Origin of the sequence: Paenibacillus marchantiae (assembly GCF_028771845.1) — a bacterium.
In the GTDB taxonomy this organism is placed as follows: domain Bacteria; phylum Bacillota; class Bacilli; order Paenibacillales; family Paenibacillaceae; genus Paenibacillus; species Paenibacillus marchantiae.
In genome coordinates this window covers 3,606,267-3,625,916 of the sequence record NZ_CP118270.1, presented here as the reverse complement: position 1 = coordinate 3,625,916, position 19,650 = coordinate 3,606,267, and the positions used below count along the sequence as shown (strand labels likewise).

The window sequence follows — 19,650 nt, the reverse complement described above, 5'->3', positions numbered from 1 at the left end:
TTATAGTTCCTTTACACCCATTTGGACACTTCGAATAGTCAAAAGTCCAGTTTCACAGTCCATTTCAATCGTTCGTCCGTAATTCCCACCGGTATCTTCGGCAAGAAGTGGAATCCCAAGCTTTTCTAACCATTCCCGACAAGAATCCGCATTCCTCGGTCCGATACGCATTGTATCTCCTGCCCCCGCGAAGGCAAACATCTGAGACCCTCCAGCCATTTTGGACACAATACGTGAACGAGATGCACCGAGTTGTATCATTCTTTGTAACAATTCCGGCAATGCCGTATCCGCATATTTGGCTTTGTTCAACGTTCCTTCACGAGCTATCTCTGAAGTGGGGAGCATGACATGCGCCATTCCGGCAAGCTTCAAATGCGGATCATACATCGTTAATCCCACACAAGAGCCCAAGCCAGTCGTACGGATTACGCCGGGTAGATGAGCAATGTTCAAATCCGCCATACCGACTTTAACGACGCTTTTGTCCTCAATCATGATCCAGTGGCACCCCTAGAGATTCAAATATCTTAGCAAATGAAGGCGGATCCGGAATCAGGAAAAATTGACCCTCTACCTGATCTTCACCTTCAAAGAAAGAAGTGTCAATCAATAATGCATCGTCGCCCATTTCACCAAACTGCAACAGACCATAACTCAAAATGGCACCTGCCATATCAATAGCAAGTCCGGGAACGGTCGGATACATAGATAGTTTCGTGAAATCTGCCAAAGAAGAAAGGTATGAACCGGCCAATATATTCCCGATTTCGGATAGAGCCGACTGTTCCATTTCCGTGAATGCAAGACCTTCCTTCAAATCAAAACCAGCAAGCCGGTTCAGCAGCATTTTGGCAGCCTCAGGTGCCATCATAAAGAACAGATTGCCTGGTGCTTCGCCTTCAACACGAAGAAATACAGTAACAACTATACGTTCATCTCCGCCCACTTTTTCAGCAACTTCTTCAAAAGGAAGCATCTGTACTGTAGGCACACCCATGTCAATCGGTCTATTGAGAAGCTGAGACAACGCCGTTGCGGCGTTGCCTGCTCCAATGTTACCGACCTCTTTGAGCACATCCATTTGGAATCCCTCAAATCGGTTGAACAGTTCCACGGTGTTAGCCCTCAATACTTTCCAGCTGTACAACCTCGCTTTTATTTAATACTTCGTTTAGGTTAAGCATAATCAACAAGCGCGCATCCTCCAGCTTGGCTACACCGCGCAGGTATCTTGCTTTAACTCCACCAACCACTTCAGGCGGACTATCAATAGCGTCACGCTTGATGTCAATAACATCATTGGCAGAGTCAACGATAAAGCCAACTTGCATATCGTCCACACCTACAATGACAATACGAGTTTGATCGGTGTATTCTGTTTCTGGCAAAGAGAATCGACCACGTAGATCAATGACGGGAATAACAACACCACGTAAGTTAATAACTCCTTTTACAAAAGAGAAGGTCTTAGGTACACGGGTAATAGGCATCATACGCTCAATCGTCTGAACCTTGTCTACTTCAATACCGTACTCTTCGGAACCTAATTTAAAGACAATGACTTTCAACTCTTCTTCCATGGAAAAAACCTCCCTATTAAATGTAAGACTTATCTTGTGTGCTTATTTAATAAATGCATTAGGGTCAAGAATCAGAGCTACTTGACCATCTCCCAGAATCGTTGCACCAGAGATCCCTTCAATGGAAGGAAGATAAGTACCCATCGATTTAAGAACAATCTCACTCTGCCCAATAAATTCTTCAACGGCTACAGCTGCAAGACGTTCACCTTTGCGAATGACCACGATCTCAGTTTCTTGTTCGTTCGCATCATTGAAATCAGGCACTCCGAAAACTTCGCTCAATGACAGGTACGGAATTAGAGACTCACGGAACGTAATCATTTTATTGCCATGAATATTACGAACCTGTTCGCGTTGTACAATGGCTGTCTCTACAATGGAAGACAAAGGAACGGCGTATTTCTCGGATCCAAGTCGAACAAGCATCGCAGCGATAATGGACAGGGTCAATGGTAACTGAACAGAGAAGTTGGTGCCTTTACCCGGTGTCGAATGAATGGTTACATTACCACCAAGAGAAGTGATTTTGGATTTCACAACATCCAATCCTACTCCACGGCCGGAGATATCCGAGATTTTATCAGCGGTACTGAAGCCTGGTGCAAACAATAACTGGTTCACTTCATCATCGCTCATCTTGGCACCTTGTTCTTCGGTAACAACCCCACGTTTGACCGCTGTTCTCAAAAGGTTATCGCGGTAAATGCCTTTACCATCATCTTCGATTTCAATAAATACATGATTTCCGCTGTGGAAAGCCCGAAGATTAACTGTTCCCAATTCAGGTTTACCAGCTGCCACACGCTCTGCGATCGATTCAACACCATGGTCAACTGCATTACGCAGCAAATGCACCAGCGGATCGCCGATCTCATCAATTACCGTCCGATCAAGTTCCGTTTCGGCACCCGTAATGACCAGATCGATCTTTTTGTCGAGTGTTTTAGCCAGGTCACGAATCATACGCGGGAAACGGTTGAATACCGTATCCACAGGAACCATCCGCAATTTCAGTACAATATTTTGCAAATCTGTACTGACTCTGCTCAGATGAGCTACCGTATCCGATAAATCATTATTACCCGTCTCGCTGGCCAACTGCTCCAGTCGTGAACGATCGATCAGTAACTCGCTGAACAAGTTCATCAGTACATCCAGACGTTCTATATCCACACGGATGGTACGTGAAGGTGTAGCAGCTTGTTTTGGTGCAGCTGTTTTGGTGGCTACTGGTTTCTTTGGTTCTTCTTTCGATGAAGAACTCGGTTCCGATGATGCTTCTACTGGAGCAGGAACAGGTGCAGCTTCCACTTCAGCTGTTGCCGCTGCCTGATTTGTCATCTGCTGAAGAGTCTCTTGATCCAGCTGAATGACTTTGGCACTCTCAATTTCTGAGATGCTCATAATACCTTTTTCAAGTTCCTGCGCCTCTTTGGTCGTTATGTAATACAACGAGAAACTGCGCTCAAACTTCTCTTGCTCAATATCCTGAACTGTTGGGAACGATTTAACAACCTCACCCGAGCGTTCTAATAGATCAAAGACCATATAAGCACGTACGCCCTTCAGCTGGCTCTGCTCGCTGACAAGAACTTCAACATAGAGCACACGGTGGCCTTCGGCTATGGACTGATCCAATACGGAGTACTGGAATTCGTCCAGTTCAACCGCACTTGGTGTTGCTGTACTTGGTGATTGGTTTACTGCGGCTACGGGAGCAGTACCTCCCGTCCATTCACCACTCTCAATGGCTTGGAGAGAAGCTACGATGGAGGAAACATCCGCTTTACCCTCTCCGCCTTCGGTAATATCCTGAACCATTGTTTCCAAAGCATCCAAACTCTTGAACAGGGTATCAAAAATGAAATCCTGCATTTTCAACTTTTCGTTGCGCACCAGATCCAGCACATTTTCCATTTTGTGCGTCAATGATGCCAAATCCTCAAAACCCATTGTAGCAGCCATACCCTTCAACGTATGAGCAGAGCGGAATATGACCTGAACAATTCCCAGATCCTCCGGACTGCCTTCGAGTTGAAGCATATTTTCGTTAAGGGACTGCAGATGATCATTAGACTCATCAATAAACATAGATAAATATTGATTCATGTCCATTGTGAGGCACCTCCTCCATGAGTTAACTCCGTTTATTTCACAGCTTGAACAAGTTTAGGCGCAATCTCCTGCAATGGCAGAAGATGACGCACGCATTGCAGCTCTACAGCAGAACGCGGCATACCATACACAACACAAGTTTCTTCATTCTCTGCAAAGGTTGAAGTGACACCCGCTTCATACAATTTTTTCATCATACGAGCGCCATCACTGCCCATCCCTGTCAGTAAAACCAGATGTCTTTGCAATGACGTGTACGGCAGCAGCGACTCAAACATTGTATCGACTGAAGGCCTGTGTCCATTGACTGGTTCTTCCTCTGTCAGCTTTATGGTGAACCTTCCATCTGCAGTTTTGTTGACTTTGACATGAAAGCCGCCAGGAGCAATATAGGCCGTTCCTTTTCGTAGAACCATGCCTTCCTCAGCTTCAACCACATGCAGTTCACTGAACGTATTCAATCGCTGGGCAAGGGATCGGGTAAAGTTGGGCGGCATATGCTGAACAATAATGACTGGAGCAGGTAAATCACCTGGCAGTTGTTCCAGCAAAGTTTTGAGGGCTCTCGGTCCCCCAGTTGAACAACCAATAGCCACAAGTTTGTTAAATGATCCTTCCGGTCCTCCTGCTCCCTTATGAGACGGAATTACCTTGGCAATATCTTTGGATGGTTCAGCTGAAGCTGCAGCTGTCTCCTGTTCTGCCAATCGAGAAGACAAACGGTTTTCCTTGGGAGATTGCGTTGGCTTGTTTGCCTTAGCTATTCTGTCAGTACTGGCATTCGAAGCTCGATTTGAATCTCGCAAAGGCTCCAACTTTTTGTCCAGATGTCCCGTATTCTGCTTCGTCAGTGGAACAGTAGGTTGCTTCGGTTTTGCTCGTAAGGAATCAGTTTGTCCACTGCCAAATCGTGCTCCTGGCTGGGCAGGTTCTATTTTTTTCTTCAAAGCACCTTTTCGGTCTTGTAAAGGAGGTGGATCAACCTGAACTCGCTGGGACTGTTGCAGCAGTTTGCTCTGTGCTTCATCCCGTTTCTTCATCGATGCTTCACGATCGGCTTTTCGCTTGATTTCATCCATAGCTGCTCGCATCCGCTCAACCAATGCTTTACCTACTTGGGCAATATCCTGATCATGCACAATCGATGGCTTACGAATGAAGTCAAACGCACCGGCCTCGAGCGCCATGATGGTCTCTTTCATGCCTTGTTCATTGATACCCGAGAGCATAATCACCGGGACGAAAGATTGCTTCATGATCGATTTTAATGCGTCCAATCCATTCATTTCAGGCATCTCAACGTCCATTGTGATGACATCGGGCTTCAAATCTATTGCTTTTTGAATAGCTTCCTTACCATTTGATGCTGTTGCCGTAACCTTAAACTCCGAATCTGCTTCAATTAAATCTGAAACAATTTTACGCATAAAAGCGGAATCATCGACAACCAATACTTGATACACCGCCATGTTGTTTCCACCCCTGTTTCCTTTATTCAGAAATCATGTTGTCCGCTTCAGCCACTTTTTCATAAATCCTCTGATTCCTGTCAAGGTTTCGGATCCCGGAGCAGCAGGTGCAGCCAAATAGTGATGTGCGAGTTTCTCTATATCCCTGGAAGCTTTTGCATTCGGATATGCCAGACTGTATGGCACTTGCCTTTTAACTGCCTTTACAACCTGAGCATCTTCGGAAATATATCCAAGCAGCGGGATATCGATCTGTAAAAATCTCTTTGCCACTCCAGCTATTTTATCCGCCACCCGTTCCGCCTCTTGCTGGTCTTCAGCCCGGTTAACGATCATCCGAAAGGGTGTGGCATTTTCCTGGCCATGCATAACTTTAACTAAAGCATAAGCATCGGTTATTGAAGTCGGTTCAGGTGTGGTGATGATCAGACATTCATCGGCTGCACCGATGAATTTCATATTTTCTCTGGAAAGTCCTGCTCCTGTATCAAAAATGACATAGTCCATCTCCTGTGCAATCTCTTCAACTTGTCCAGCAAAAAACTCCAGATCTCGATCTGACAATGAGAACAATTCTTTCATCCCCGAACCTCCGGCGATATAAGGCAACCCGCTTGCACCAAGCTGTATGATTTCCTGTATGGATTTCTGTCGGTATAACAGATGGTACAGATTATAAGGAGAAGAGGTTCCCATTAGGACATCGATATTAGCCATCCCTATATCTGCATCAAACACCAATACCTTTTGCCCCATTGCCTGTAAGCTCAGTGCAAAGTTAAGTGTAAAGTTGGATTTACCAACCCCTCCCTTTCCACTGGCAACGGTTATGATTTTGGAGGAGCGTGAGTCACGTCCTCTTCCCTCCACTCCGTTAGGCATGGAGACCATACTTCTGAGTGAGGCTGCCTGGTCCTTCATCGTACAAGCTCTCCTAACAATTGTTTGGTCAGCGAATCCGCATCAGGCTTGAGTAGATCATCCGGCACATTTTGTCCGTTAGCCACATAAGCAAGTTTAAGTGGAAAACGATGCAGCAGGTTAAACATCGGGCCACAGCTTCCGGTCTCATCCATCTTCGTAAAAATGACCTTATCCAGCCCATATTTGCTGAAATGCTCCGTTATTTGAACCATATCGGCACTTTTGGAAGTCATGCTCAAAACCAAAAAAGTTTCACTATTTTCCACAGGCGCGAGTAGGCTTTGCAGTTCTGAAACAAGCAACTCATTTCTGTAGTTTCTTCCGGCTGTATCCATGAAGATTAGATCACATTCCTCAAGACGGGAGATTGCACGTTGTGTATCACCTGGGGACTGTACGACCTCTAGCGGGACATTTAAAATGGATGCGTACGTTCTAAGTTGTTCTACCGCTGAGATACGATAAGTATCCGAAGTGATGAACCCTACCTTTCGCTGATAGTTGAACATCTGTTCAGCAGCCAGTTTGGCAATGGTCGTTGTTTTACCAACTCCAGTTGGCCCAGCTACATATACAATGCGTGTAGTTGGCAAAATACCCACGTCGATACGTTTCTCCAAAAAATGTGATATTTCCAGTTGCACTGCTTGAACGGCTTCTGCTTCATCTAATTCTTTTTCAGAGAGCTTCGTCTGAACAACGTCAAACCAAGATTCCCATACTTCTGGCCAAATGTCTTGCTCCATCAACCTTTCTCGAAGAGCGTGGAACTCCTCTGGTAACGGATCTGCCGTTGCTCCTTGCTTAGACAACTTGGTCATCATCAATTTGAGCTCCTGCAATTCAGACATCAGTTGGCCCTGCTGCGGATCGTTCGCCTGCTCCTGCTGCCCACTGGCAGATGTTAAACCCGAAAAATCCGCCCCTTGCGGTCGCGGTTTATGCTCGATACTCAAAGAAGATCTGCCGTTGCTCATGTCTGAACCGAGTTTACTCGATTCAGACACAGCTGTGGCATCCGTAGTTTTCTCTTGCACATTTTTTTCAGCGATACTGGCAGCCGCTTCGTCAGAAGCAACGACAAACGAACGAGCCGTTTGTCGATATGCCTCAGGTACAAATGCGCGAGGTACCGGTGTAAATTGGTTTTGCACTTGCTTTGTTGCCTGTTTTTTTTCTTCCTTATCCACTGCTGCTACAACTTCGATCCTTTTCTTACGGAACATCCCCAGCACACCGCCTACCTTGATTTCCTTGGTGGACAGAATGACGGCATCACTTCCCAGGTCTTTGCGAATTTGAAGCATAGCTTCGGGCATGGTCTCAACGACGTATTGTTTTACTCTCATAAGTTCACCACCCCGACACTTTGGATTTCAACATTCGGCTCCAACTCACTATAGGAAAGAACTGGTATATCCTGCATGGTGCGTTCAATCACCTGACGCAGATACATACGAATGGTTGGAGAAGTTAATACAACAGGCTGCTGGCCCGACTGGATCAATCGATTAACTTGTTCAGTCAACTTTTGATATACACTTTGTGTTGAAGCTGGATCTAATGCAAGGTAACTGCCTTGATCCGATTGCTGTACACTCTCAGCAATTTTCTTCTCTAGACCAGGTCCAACAGTTATTACTCTGAGCGTCTCCCCTTTTTGGGAGAATTGCTGGGTAATCTGACGAGATAGGGATTGTCTCACGTATTCCGTCAGCACATCCGGGTCTTTGGTATACGTTCCGTAGTCCGCCAGTGTCTCGAAGATTGTAACCATATCACGAATGGAAACTTTCTCACGCAACAACTTGGCGAGTACTTTCTGTACATCTCCGATGGACAGGACGGATGGGATGAGTTCATCCACCAGCGCAGCATAATTCTCTCTGAGATTATCCACAAGTGCTTTCGTTTCTTGTCTGCCAAGTAACTCATGCGCATGCTTCTTAATCAATTCAGTCAGATGTGTGGCTACTACTGAAGGAGGATCTACAACTGTATATCCTGCAAGTTCAGCTCTGTCTTTGGTTACTTCATCTATCCATAAGGCTGGAAGGCCAAAAGCTGGCTCTGTCGTTTCAATCCCTGTAACAGATTCTTCTTCATAACCCGGACTCATGGCCAGGTAATGATTCAACAACAGTTCTCCGCCGCCAACAACATTACCCTTAATTTTGATGACATATTCATTCGGTCTTAATTGGATATTATCCCGAATCCGGATAACCGGAACGACTAACCCCAGTTCAAGAGCACATTGCCTACGAATCATAATGATCCGATCCAATAAGTCTCCGCCCTGCTGGTTGTCTGCCAGAGGAATCAAACCGTAACCAAATTCAAACTCAATAGGGTCAACCTGAAGAAGGTTGATTACACTCTCCGGACTTCTAACTTCTTCAATCTGCTGCTCCTCTTCCATTTGCTCCTCTGCCTCTTGCTTCTGATTCAGATTATTCTGCATCCTCCATCCAGCAAAAGCCAGCAAACCTGCAAGCGGCAACGTTGTAATAATATGAATCGGTGTGAAAAAACCGAGCATTGCTATTACAAAAGCTACAATATAAAGGAGCGTCGGGTATGTAAACAATTGTCCCGTAATGTCATCGGCCAAATTCCCTTCCGATGATGCTCTAGTTACAATAAGACCTGCTGCTGTAGATATCAGGAGTGCAGGAATCTGGCTTACCAGTCCATCCCCGATCGTTAACACAGAGTAGGTAGACAGTGATTCTGCAAAATCGAGACCATGAACCGTCATTCCGATGATAAATCCACCAATGAGATTAATCAGGAGAATAATGATGCTCGCAATAGCGTCTCCTTTTACAAATTTACTCGCTCCATCCATGGCGCCGTAGAAGTCAGCTTCGCGTTCAATTTTGGAACGACGTTCACGTGCTTGCTGCTCGTTGATCAGACCAGCATTCAAATCTGCGTCAATACTCATCTGTTTACCAGGCATCGCATCGAGGGTGAATCGTGCTGCGACTTCAGCTACACGCTCTGATCCCTTCGTAATAACGATAAATTGAACCACGACGAGAATCAGAAACACAATGAATCCAATTGCGATCTGTCCACCAGCTATCCAGCTACCAAAGGTAGCGACTACCGAACCTGCGTCTCCTTCTCCCAGAATCAGTTTCGTTGTCGATATATTGAGTGCTAATCGAAACAACGTCGTGATCAGCAACAATGCAGGAAAGATGGAAAATTGCAGTGCCTCTTTGCTGTTCATTGCAACAAGCAATATCATCAGTGCAATTGAGATATTGATGACAAGCAACATATCCAACAACCAGGTTGGGATCGGGAGAATCATCATCAACACGATGCCGATGATACCCGCAAGGACAGCTATATCTTTTGTTTTCAATGAATGTACGGCCTCCGATCCCTTGTTATTTCGTTCTGCCCTTTAATTTATATACATAAGCCAGCACTTCGGCTACCGCTTGAAACAAATCAGCCGGTATGGCGTCACCAATCTCGGCTCTCTGGAACAATGCCCGTGCCAGCGGCTTGTTTTCCATTGTAATGACACCGTGCTCTTTGGCAATTTCCTTAATACGTAAGGCGACGTAATCCTGACCTTTAGCTATAATCTGCGGCGCTTCCATCTCCGAGCCTTCATACTTAAGCGCAACGGCAAAGTGAGTTGGGTTGGTGATAATCACATCCGCTTTGGGAACTTCCTGCATCATACGCTGAACAGCCATACGACGCTGACGCTCCCTGATTTTCCCCTTGATCAGTGGGTCACCTTCCATTTTTTTGTATTCGTCCTTGATGTCTTGCTTGGACATCCGAATGTTTTTCTCATAATCATACTTCTGATACATGTAATCGAATACTGCAAGTACCAGGAGTGCTACGGCAATTTTAATTCCCAAGTTTAAGGTAATCGAAGCAGCAAAATGAAGAATAGCATCCAGTGAAAAATGTGATAGTGAAGCAATATCTGATTGGTAACTTGTGATTGTACTGTAAACGAGAAAACCGATAATTGACATTTTTAGAATCGATTTAGCGAATTCCACCAAAGAGCGGAGAGAAAAAATATTTTTGAACCCTTTGATCGGATCCAACTTCTCAAGTTTTGGCTTCAAACCTTCCCCTACAAGAAGAAAACCAACCTGCATGTAATTAACGATTAACGCAACAAGTACCGCACCTAGCAAAGCAGGAGCAAGCAACAGCATTATCTCGATACCATATCGCATCATCAGAGCGACAACATTCTCCCCGGTGATCTCCATACTGAGTCGATTTATGAAGATGTCCGTAAACAGTCGAACTATTCGTTCTTTATAAAAGTTACTGAACATCATCATGATCAAAAACGTGAATAGGAGAATGGATGCGCCGGACAGCTCCATACTTTTGACAACCTGTCCTTTTTTTCGCGTATCCTGTCTTTTTTTCGGGGTAGCCTTCTCTGTTTTTTCCCCCGCAAACATCTGGAGGTCGAGTTGATATTTCATTCGAATCTTGTCCTCCGTTTCACTCAGCCCGGCCTCTGTCCAATGGTCCCAAGCAAGTTTTCCATGGATCTGAACATTACTTCGAACAATTGACTAAACACAAAGGCAAAACTGGGAACCAGCAAAAGCAAAATAGCAAGCCCTACGAGTACTTTCAGTGGCATTCCGACGGCAAATACGTTAAATTGAGGAGCCGTCTTCGCCAAGAATCCCAATCCTACATCTGTCAAAAACAGAGCAACTACAATCGGCGCAGACATCTGAAAAGCCAACATAAATGATTGACCTAAGGTACGCACCAAAAATTCAGCAATACTTCCATCTGCCAATCGTAGAAAGAATACATTCGACAACGGAATCCAGCGATAACTGTATACAATGGCATCGAGCAGATAATGATGTCCGTTCATTGTCAGAAAGAGCAATACCGCAAAAGCATATTTGAAGTTACCTGTAAGTGGTGCAGAAGCGCCTGTCATTGGATCATATACGTTGGCCATACCAAAACCAATCTGAAGATCAATAAAGGTTCCTGCGGTCTGTATAGCCGTCATTAACAGATAAGCAACAAAGCCTAAGAGCAAGCCAATCAATATCTCTCGGATAACCAGCAGGATATAACTCAGATCTGTAGGTACAACCTGGTCTATGCCGTATACCATATACACCGTAAAGGTTACGAATGCCGATAAACCAATTTTAAGAGAATTCGGCACATTCCGAGCCGAGAAGACCGGCGCAGTTACAAAAAATGATGCTATTCGACAAAACATAAGCAGAGCGACAGGAAAACTTTGCAACAATGTCTCCATCTGCAACAGCCTACCCTATGTATCTGTATAAATTATCGAGAATGTTATACGTGAAATCGACCAGTATATTCAATATCCAAGGACCAAACAAAAGTACTGCCAGAAGTACAGCAATGATTTTAGGCACAAAGGCCAGGGTTTGCTCCTGAATTTGAGTGGTTGCCTGAAACACACTGATAATGAGTCCTACAACCAGAGCTAGAATAAGCATGGGTGCGCTGGCCAGCAGTGAAGTATAGACCGCTTTCCCGGCCAGACCGATAATAAACTCCGAAGTCATGACCGTCCTCCTTTAATATGCCGGCTCAAGTGTTAAAACTCAGCAACAGTGACTTCACGACCAGATACCAGCCATCGACAAGTACAAATAACAGTATTTTGAAAGGTAATGAGATCATGACAGGTGGAAGCATCATCATCCCCATAGCCATGAGTGTACTCGCAACTACAATGTCTATAACCAAGAATGGAATAAAGATCATGAATCCCATCTGGAATGCTGTCTTCAACTCACTGATTGCATATGCCGGTACCATCACAGTAATCGGAATATCCTGGTATGTGCTTGGCTTTTCCGTTTGATTGTACTTCATAAACAGCAATAGGTCTTTCTCCCTAGTGTGGGAGAACATAAACTTCTTCATGGGATCCGCAGCTTTTTCCAACGCTTCGGTTTGTGTGATGTCTCCCTTGAGATAGGGCTGAAGCGCTACCTGATTGATGGACGACAACGTCGGTGACATGATGAAAAGTGTCAGAAAAAGTGCTAAACCGACCAGCACCTGATTGGGTGGCATTTGCTGCGTACCCAAGGATGTCCGCACAAAACCGAGAACGATAACAATCCGTGTAAAACTGGTCATCAGTACCAGCAAGGCTGGTGCGATACTAAGTACTGTGATCAACAGGATAATGGACAGTGAACTCGTACTTGGTGTACCCCCATCCCCGTTACCAATTTGAATATCAATATTCGGAATCGGTTCGGCAAAGGCAACAGTGACCGAGGCCAGACTGATGAGTCCTATGAAAAAACACGCCAACCAAATCTTTTTCTTCATGAATCCCTCGACCGATCTGTAGTATTGTCTTCTTCCAGGACCTTCTCCATCTTCTCTTTACGGTTAGGCATCTGCCGAAGTTTAGATTCAAACAGTTCGTGAAAAGAGGTTGTATCCTCGAGTTCCATTTCCCGTGGCGGTTCATCTTTGCGCAAGCGGGCTGCCAGCTTTGCAATGAGAGGCGAAAGGCTTCCCTGTTGAGCTGAAGCATCCCGTTCAAATGAATCAATGATTCGCTGTGCCTCTTCAAGATCCGAAACCTTATCCACCAGCTGTATGTCATCACCCACACCGAGTAGATAAACACTACCGCCAATTTCTATAATTTGCAGCGACTTGTTTGGTCCCAGTCCGACCCCACCCAAAATACGAATTGTGCCGTTCCGGAACCATCGCTGATTCCGTTTGTTCAGAAAACGAATCAGATAGACTATAAGAACCAGAATGACGGCCAGGACAACAATCACCCATACAAGCTGAAAATAATAATTGACTCCCGTGCCCACATCATCTGGAATCTTATCCTGAGCCATCATCATGTCTCTTAAACGCCCAGCGTTTTGCTGATTGCTTCGATAACGCGGTCAGATTGGAACGGTTTCACGATGAAATCTTTAGCTCCAGCTTGGATTGCATCAATAACCATCGCTTGTTGACCCATCGCAGAGCACATAATCACTTTTGCGTTAGCATCAATTTTTTTGATTTCTTTCAAAGCTGCAATACCATCCATCTCAGGCATGGTAATATCCATTGTGATCAGATCAGGACGAAGCTCCTTAAACTTCTCAATTGCTTGTGATCCATCCTGTGCTTCGCCAACGACCTCGTATCCGTTTTTGGACAAAATGTCCCGGATCATCATTCTCATAAATGCAGCGTCGTCCACGACTAAAATTCGGTTTGCCATCTTGATTCAAGTCCTCCCTAAATTGTGCTTATTGTAATTTCTGAATTCGGTCCCATTGGCTTACGATATCTATAACACGAACACCAAAGTTTTCGTCAATTACGACAACCTCACCTTTGGCAATCAACTTGTTATTCACCAAAATATCGACAGGTTCACCGGCCAGCTTGTCCAGCTCGACAATTGAACCTTGTGACAGTTCTAAAATATCCTTAATTTGCTTCTGGGTCCTTCCTAATTCTACGGTGACTTTAAGGGGAATGTCCATCAATAAATTCAAATTGTTTTCGTCTACCTGGCCGAACGCCCCATTTTGCAAATTGGCGAATTGAACCGGTTGTACGTTTACATTCCTATTCGGCACACCGCCGTAATGCTGCGGTACACCATAAGGTTGCTGCGGAGGCATGCCATACGGCTGCTGTGGCGGCATTCCTTGCGGCATCCCCATTGGAGCCTGTCCATAGCCATTATAATCTTGAACAGGCGGCTGTTGTGCCTGTGGCGGTACCTGTTGCTGAACCGGAGGTTGCTCAGGGGCAACCGGTACTGCTGCCGGTACTGGCTCTGGAGTAGACGCAACTGGTGCACTAGCAGTAGACTCTTGAGCCCCTCCAATCAACATCTCTACCATTTCTTTGGCAAAATGCACTGGAAGCAGCTGCATAAGATTGGAATCAATCAGGTCACCAATCAACAGACGGAATGATACCTGGATCAACGTCTCATCTTCTGGAAGATTGCTGACTCCCTCACCACTTTCCATATTGAGAATATCAATTCCCGGAGGAGAAATATTCACGAAACGGTTAAAGATTGTGGACATGGAAGTAGCAGACGAACCCATCATCTGATTCATCGCTTCCTGTACTGCACTGATATGGATTTCATTTAGTTCTTCATCAACCGGATTTCCTTCGCCGCCAAGCATCAGATCAGCTATGACTTGAGCATCCCGTTTTTTGATGACTAGCGAGTTGATCCCTTCAAATCCATCCACATAATTCACATGTACTGCAACGTGAGGTTTAGGAAAGGCTTCATCAAACTGTGTCCGACTGATGATGGACACCTTAGGTGTTGTAATATCTACTTTTAGGCCCAATAGCGTGGACAAAGCTGTCGCCGCACTACCAAAAGTAATGTTACCAATTTCCCCCAAGGCATCCTGTTCCAGCTCGGTCAAAAAATCATCAACTGTTTTCTCAGCCGGTTCCGAACTGTTCATCGATTCCGATTGTCTGAGCAAAGCATCGATTTCTTCTTGGGATAAATAATCCTTACTCGTCAAATTCTTCAACTCCTTCGGTGACAATCTTGTCTATTTGCACAGCCACACGATCCTTGATCGTTCCCGGGCTACCCATGTACTTCAGCCTGTCTCCAACTTTAATGGACAATCCCTCATCAACGGGTTTGTTCAACGTAATGACATCGCCAACCGACAGACCCAAAAATTCAGCAATCGAAATTCTGGATTCTCCCAACTCCGCAACAACGGGTAATTTGGCTTTGTTCACACGCTCTTTGAGAGCATCATATTCTTCCGGAGCTCTCGTCTTTTTCTCCGAAACAAACCACTGATGAGTCGACAACCGGGACATAATAGGTTCAAGAACGACATGCGGGATACACAAATTGATCATGCCTGTGGTGTCACCGATTTTGGTACTCAGTGAGATCAAAGCAATGGTCTCATTGGGAGATACAATCTGCATAAATTGCGGATTGGTCTCCAGCGCTTCCATCCTTGGAGAAATATCCAACACCGTCTTCCATGCTTCCTGCAAACTCTCAAACGCACGGCTGAAAATCCGCTCCATAATCGTCGTCTCAATTTCCGTCATCGATGCGATCTTTGTCGGTGCATTTCCTGTTCCGCCAAGCAGACGATCCAGCATTGCATAACCCACGTTGGGATGAACCTCCATCACCATCCGTCCCTGTAATGGCTCCGCCTCAAATATGTTCAATATCGTCATCTTCGGAATAGAACGGATAAACTCGTCATAAGGCAACTGTTCAACCTGAACGACATTGATCTGAACGAACGTCCGCAGTTGGGCTGAAAAATAAGTGGTGAGAAAGCGTGCAAAGTTTTCGTGAATACGGGTCAAGCTTCGAATATGATCTTTAGAAAAACGAACTGCCCGCTTAAAATCGTACGATCTAATTTTCTTTTGAGTTTCTTCCTTTTTCAATTCCTCGGCATCCATCTCACCAGAGGAAAGGGCAGCTAATAGGGCGTCAATCTCATTTTGTGATAATACATCCACCATGTTCTCACCCCCTTACAGATTTACAGCGTGTCCTGTTCATTACATTGGCGCCATCACAAAAGCAGAAAAACTAGTGCTGGCCAGCTTACCTTCTGGCAAAGCTTCATTAATAAGCTCGGTCAATTTTTTATTAAATTGAATGCGACCTTTCGCTGTTGCCAGCTCATCCGACTTGGTATCCGCAAAAGTCTGGATGATAATAGGCTTCACTGTAATTTCCTTGATTTTCTCAAAATCTTCTTTAGCCTTTTTGTCGGACAATTTGAAAGAAAAACTTACAACTACAACATGGTCTATATCAGCCAAATTGGTTTTAATTTCTCCAAGCTCTGAGGAAACTGCAACAATCTCATCCGCAGTCATCTTCTTCTCTGCAGCAGCGGCTGCCGTATGTGTATCATTCTTATTTCCGTTCTGTCCTGTCATAAATACAAACACAACCACCACAATCAGTGTTATAGCTAGCAAGCTTGTTGCAAGCCATGGCAACATCTTTTTCATCAGGACTCCTCCGTTTGCTGCACTTTAATAGTGGCTGCCTGAACCCCGATTTCACGGTTGTAATCTTTAATTTTGGAAATAACCTCATCGGCCTTCTCAAGCACAATAAGTCTCTTTCCGGTTACCAGAGTAATATACGTGTCTGGTGTCTCTTCCACAATTTCAACCATCAGCGCATTTAACCACATGGGAGAACCATTTAACCGCGTAACCGAAATCATGCTAAGCCCCCTCGATCAGAGTGGAGGAGCAAGCCCCCCCACGCATTAAAAATTGCTAATCAGTTATTAACGTTTCAGGTTAACAACTTCCTGAAGCACTTCATCGGACGTTGTAATAATACGTGAGTTCGCCTGGAATCCACGTTGAGCCACGATCATCTCTGTGAATTCACCTGTTAGATCTACGTTGGACATTTCAAGTTGTCCTGCAATAACGGAGCCTGTACCAAATTCAGTACTATTTGCAGTGACAATTTCGAATTCCCCGTCAGCATTGGCATTTGCAGTAATACGATACAAGTTACCACCGATTTTTTCTAGACCTTCTGGATTTGTTACTTTCCCTATGCCCAGTTGTGCTCCAGCTTCAGTTGTTCCATCATCCATCGTCTGGTTGATAATTCCATCTTGACCAATAGTGAAAGAAACTACTGCTTCATCCAAAGTGATAGGTTCTCCACCACTATCAACAACGAACAGACCATCGGATGTCACGAGGTTACGGTTAGCATCCACATGGAAATCTCCTGCACGGGTCAAAAAAGGAACTTCTTGTTCCCCGCCTAGGGTCACCAGGAAGAAACCATCACCATTTAGACGCAGGTCAGTTGGATTATTAGTTGTCATTGGGCTGCCCGCAAGATGCAGCGTATCAATCGATCCTACCGATACACCCAAACCAATCTGCTTTGCATTTACACCACCGTTATCATCTCCAGGCGCTGTTACCCCCGCCGTTGTTTGGCTCATAATATCTTTGAACATAACACGGCTACCTTTAAAACCAACCGTGTTCACGTTCGCAATATTATTACCGATAACATCAAGTTTCGTTTGAAAACCCCGCATCCCGGAAACGCCTGAGTACATTGATTTCAACATTTTTTAAAAATCCTCCCAGCCTTAATTTGGTTACCGCGTCAGTCGGTCAGCGGCATTCCGGCTCCCGAGAAGGGCCAGCCGGTCAAGAAATGATTACAGCACTGTCAATCTGGGTGAATACATTATCCTTCATGCTTTCACTATCCATGGCTGTAACGACAGTACGATTTTTGACATTAACGATAAAAGCCATATCTTTCATCAAAATCAAGGATTCCTTGGCTCCTTTGGCAGCAGCCTTATCCAGTGCAGTTCCAATCTGCTGCATCTGCTCAGTCTTGAGTTCAATACCGCGCTGTTCCAACCTTTTGGCAGCATGATTACTCAATTTCAGGAGGTTGTCTTCCAATACCTGTGCAAAAGGGCGTTCAGGTACATTAGACGTTTCTCCTGCTTTGGAGCGATTATGCAAATTCGGTGTAATTGGACCTGTATACAGTTGGCCTACTGTTATCCGATCACTCATAACGTGTTTCCGTTATCTTCAGGCTGTGCTGATGGTTCTTGTTCATTGGTTTCGTTCGTTTCAGCTGAATCTTCAGCGTTCTGAACAGGATTTTCATTTTCCTCAGCCTGTGTTGGATTGGTTACCTGAATAATTTCATCCAGCTTAATTTCGTCTTTGCCCACTTTTGCGTACTGAACACCATCTCGTACGATAATAGAATCCACAATACCTTGACGGAGTGTTCCGTTATCCTCTTTATTAGAAGAAAGCCAACTGATCTCGCGGCCAATCATGCCAGACACTGTCCCAAGAGACTGATTCAAAGTCTTGAGCTGAGACGAGATATTCACCAGTTGTTCTACCGAACTGAACTGAGCCATCTGAGCGATAAATTCCTTATCTTCCATTGGCTGCATCGGATCCTGATTTTGTAGCTGAGTGATCAATATTTTAAGAAACTGATCCTTGCCCAGCTCTTTTGTTGCAGCGCTTGTTGTAGCTTTATTCGCTGCCGAATAGTTAGGCCAGGTATTATTGGTAGAAATCGCTTCATTAGCCATATTTTCACCTCATTTCTATTTAAGCTTCTGCTGTAAACGTGTCTCTCCGCAGGTCGTTGCCTTCCTCATGTTCACTACGCCAGTTGCGCAATTCTTCCTGGAGAGTTGCTGTAGTTACAGCATCATCCGATTGTTCTTCACGTTCGCGTGAGCGACGTTGCTGCTGAGAATTGCTTCCTGGCTGGCGTCCCCCATCCTGGTACATTTGTGAACCAAGTGAGCTGTTCTGAGTAACTTCAAGTCGTTCCACTTGAATGCCTTGAGCTTGAAGCGAGCTACGCAGTTGCATCATTTGCTGTTCCAGCATGTCTTTCGCCATCGTATGCTCAGTCATAAACCGTGCAACCAATTGTCCGTTTTGCAAAGTAATTTGTACATCCAGCTTACCTAGATGCTCCGGACGTAGTGAGATAGTTGCCTCTGAAAAACCCTTTTGCTGCACGATATCCAGCTTGTTCACAACAAATTGTGTCATCTCTTTTGCAAACTGGGATGCTGGCATGACAGGTTCAGCCGGTTTACCCGCTGATGTACCTGATGAACGTAAGGACAACTCTCCTGCCGTAATGATACTTGAATGGTCCACTTCTCCTACTTCATTCGCTGTAGGTGCTGAATCCGTTTCAACTGAAACTTTAGGTCCAGTATTTGAAGCGGCCGCAACAAGAACTTGTGATGCCACTGAGTCTTGCTTGGACGTTTGATTTGTTGGAGCCACTTGCACAGACTGATCCTTAGCCACTGCTAATGTATCCAGAATGGATTTAAGTTCAGTCCACCCTTTGTTAAGACTGGTGTCAACGCCAGCATCTTGCAACTGATTTTGAAGAGATTGAAGCAGGTGCTTAAATTCTGGAGCGTTCTTGACAACAGTACTATCAGACTCATTCATACTCGCAATTAACTGTGTGAGTACATCCTGTAATACAAAGCGCACTGCTGCTGGATGTTCCGCCAGATCAATTGCTGATGCTGCATTACCCGCTTCACTTGTAGGCTCATCAGAACCTTCGGCTTGAGTACCAGGATTAGCATCTAATTGAGCATACATCTGCTGAATCAGACTTTGTAAATCCCCTAGTAGTGACGGATCATTTTCCAAAGCTTCATGTAGCGAATCCAAATCTGCGAATAACGAACTCAAGATATCGGTGATCGATGTTTGTTCTCCATCTTCACTAGCTGCAAAGGTAAACATAAGCGGATTCGCTGTTAAGCTCCCTGCTGCAGACGAGCTATTCTCCCCCGTTGCACCACCATTCAATGATTGGGCAAGAGTTTGTAGAAAATCACCGCTACCAGCAGTTGCACCTTTGGAACCAGTTCCAGCTGTCTGAGCTGCTCCTGTTGTCTTGGCGGATGATGTGGATGTCATTTGATATACAATCGACATTT

General features: G+C 45.0%; 22 protein-coding genes. All 22 read right to left on the bottom strand.

The genetic code is table 11. The annotated features are described in order from the left end of the window. The 22 genes from PTQ21_RS16610 to PTQ21_RS16505 all read right to left on the bottom strand — a co-directional run bounded on the left by PTQ21_RS16610 (position 1) and on the right by PTQ21_RS16505 (position 19,648). On the bottom strand, positions 1-498 hold the full coding sequence (locus PTQ21_RS16610; RefSeq protein WP_063566391.1) for a chemotaxis protein CheD: 498 nt from the start codon (positions 496-498) through the stop codon (positions 1-3). Beyond that, positions 491-1,084 (bottom strand): chemotaxis protein CheC, encoded by a 594-nt coding sequence (locus tag PTQ21_RS16605; RefSeq protein WP_090807429.1) that lies wholly within the window; start codon positions 1,082-1,084, stop codon positions 491-493. The genes PTQ21_RS16610 and PTQ21_RS16605 overlap by 8 nt, the downstream gene beginning before the upstream one ends. Before the next feature lie 37 nt (positions 1,085-1,121). Continuing rightward, the gene (locus PTQ21_RS16600) at positions 1,122-1,583 is read right to left on the bottom strand and encodes a chemotaxis protein CheW (protein WP_063566392.1); all 462 of its coding nucleotides are present in this window, start codon (positions 1,581-1,583) and stop codon (positions 1,122-1,124) included. A 42-nt stretch (positions 1,584-1,625) separates the two neighbouring features. After that, a complete protein-coding gene (locus PTQ21_RS16595; protein WP_063566393.1) occupies positions 1,626-3,701 on the bottom strand; it encodes a chemotaxis protein CheA in 2,076 nt (691 codons plus the stop codon). A 32-nt stretch (positions 3,702-3,733) separates the two neighbouring features. Further along, positions 3,734-5,170 carry a protein-glutamate methylesterase/protein-glutamine glutaminase gene (locus tag PTQ21_RS16590; protein ID WP_274566395.1) on the bottom strand — a complete coding sequence of 479 codons (1,437 nt, stop codon included), beginning with the start codon at positions 5,168-5,170 and terminating at the stop codon, positions 3,734-3,736. 33 nt (positions 5,171-5,203) lie between these two features. Continuing rightward, positions 5,204-6,091, bottom strand: coding sequence for a MinD/ParA family protein (locus PTQ21_RS16585; protein ID WP_269055956.1), 888 nt, complete (start codon positions 6,089-6,091; stop codon positions 5,204-5,206). Then, positions 6,088-7,443 (bottom strand): flagellar biosynthesis GTPase FlhF, encoded by a 1,356-nt coding sequence (gene flhF / locus PTQ21_RS16580; protein ID WP_072732406.1) that lies wholly within the window; start codon positions 7,441-7,443, stop codon positions 6,088-6,090. The genes PTQ21_RS16585 and flhF overlap by 4 nt, the downstream gene beginning before the upstream one ends. Further along, positions 7,440-9,473 (bottom strand): flagellar biosynthesis protein FlhA, encoded by a 2,034-nt coding sequence (gene flhA, locus PTQ21_RS16575; RefSeq protein WP_063566397.1) that lies wholly within the window; start codon positions 9,471-9,473, stop codon positions 7,440-7,442. Before flhA ends, flhF begins: the two co-directional genes overlap by 4 nt. A gap of 25 nt (positions 9,474-9,498) precedes the next feature. Next, positions 9,499-10,581 (bottom strand): flagellar biosynthesis protein FlhB, encoded by a 1,083-nt coding sequence (gene flhB / locus PTQ21_RS16570; RefSeq protein ID WP_063566398.1) that lies wholly within the window; start codon positions 10,579-10,581, stop codon positions 9,499-9,501. 23 nt (positions 10,582-10,604) lie between these two features. Then, entirely contained in the window at positions 10,605-11,393 is a 789-nt protein-coding gene (gene fliR / locus PTQ21_RS16565) for a flagellar biosynthetic protein FliR (protein ID WP_063566399.1), read from the bottom strand. Positions 11,394-11,403: 10 nt separating this feature from the next. Continuing rightward, positions 11,404-11,673, bottom strand: a complete 270-nt coding sequence (gene fliQ / locus PTQ21_RS16560) for a flagellar biosynthesis protein FliQ (protein WP_024630226.1) — start codon at positions 11,671-11,673, stop codon at positions 11,404-11,406. 25 nt (positions 11,674-11,698) lie between these two features. Then, on the bottom strand, positions 11,699-12,454 hold the full coding sequence (fliP, locus tag PTQ21_RS16555; protein ID WP_063566400.1) for a flagellar type III secretion system pore protein FliP: 756 nt from the start codon (positions 12,452-12,454) through the stop codon (positions 11,699-11,701). Next, entirely contained in the window at positions 12,451-12,990 is a 540-nt protein-coding gene (locus tag PTQ21_RS16550) for a flagellar biosynthetic protein FliO (RefSeq protein ID WP_371121409.1), read from the bottom strand. Before PTQ21_RS16550 ends, fliP begins: the two co-directional genes overlap by 4 nt. Before the next feature lie 8 nt (positions 12,991-12,998). Further along, positions 12,999-13,364 carry a response regulator gene (locus tag PTQ21_RS16545; RefSeq protein ID WP_017689175.1) on the bottom strand — a complete coding sequence of 122 codons (366 nt, stop codon included), beginning with the start codon at positions 13,362-13,364 and terminating at the stop codon, positions 12,999-13,001. A 28-nt stretch (positions 13,365-13,392) separates the two neighbouring features. After that, a complete protein-coding gene (fliY, locus tag PTQ21_RS16540) occupies positions 13,393-14,655 on the bottom strand; it encodes a flagellar motor switch phosphatase FliY (protein ID WP_063566402.1) in 1,263 nt (420 codons plus the stop codon). Next, positions 14,645-15,643, bottom strand: a complete 999-nt coding sequence (gene fliM, locus PTQ21_RS16535) for a flagellar motor switch protein FliM (RefSeq protein WP_024630222.1) — start codon at positions 15,641-15,643, stop codon at positions 14,645-14,647. The genes fliY and fliM overlap by 11 nt, the downstream gene beginning before the upstream one ends. A gap of 39 nt (positions 15,644-15,682) precedes the next feature. Next, positions 15,683-16,144 carry a flagellar basal body-associated FliL family protein gene (locus PTQ21_RS16530; RefSeq protein WP_090805404.1) on the bottom strand — a complete coding sequence of 154 codons (462 nt, stop codon included), beginning with the start codon at positions 16,142-16,144 and terminating at the stop codon, positions 15,683-15,685. Further along, the gene (locus tag PTQ21_RS16525; RefSeq protein ID WP_024630220.1) at positions 16,144-16,365 is read right to left on the bottom strand and encodes a flagellar FlbD family protein; all 222 of its coding nucleotides are present in this window, start codon (positions 16,363-16,365) and stop codon (positions 16,144-16,146) included. Before PTQ21_RS16525 ends, PTQ21_RS16530 begins: the two co-directional genes overlap by 1 nt. A 66-nt stretch (positions 16,366-16,431) precedes the next feature. Then, complete coding sequence (flgG, locus tag PTQ21_RS16520; protein WP_072732401.1) at positions 16,432-17,247, bottom strand: flagellar basal body rod protein FlgG; 816 nt, start codon at positions 17,245-17,247, stop codon at positions 16,432-16,434. 82 nt (positions 17,248-17,329) lie between these two features. Continuing rightward, entirely contained in the window at positions 17,330-17,713 is a 384-nt protein-coding gene (locus tag PTQ21_RS16515; RefSeq protein WP_063566405.1) for a TIGR02530 family flagellar biosynthesis protein, read from the bottom strand. Next, the gene (locus PTQ21_RS16510; RefSeq protein ID WP_063566406.1) at positions 17,710-18,255 is read right to left on the bottom strand and encodes a flagellar hook capping FlgD N-terminal domain-containing protein; all 546 of its coding nucleotides are present in this window, start codon (positions 18,253-18,255) and stop codon (positions 17,710-17,712) included. Before PTQ21_RS16510 ends, PTQ21_RS16515 begins: the two co-directional genes overlap by 4 nt. A 19-nt stretch (positions 18,256-18,274) precedes the next feature. Continuing rightward, positions 18,275-19,648 carry a flagellar hook-length control protein FliK gene (locus PTQ21_RS16505; protein WP_274566389.1) on the bottom strand — a complete coding sequence of 458 codons (1,374 nt, stop codon included), beginning with the start codon at positions 19,646-19,648 and terminating at the stop codon, positions 18,275-18,277. Positions 19,649-19,650: the final 2 nt, after the last annotated feature.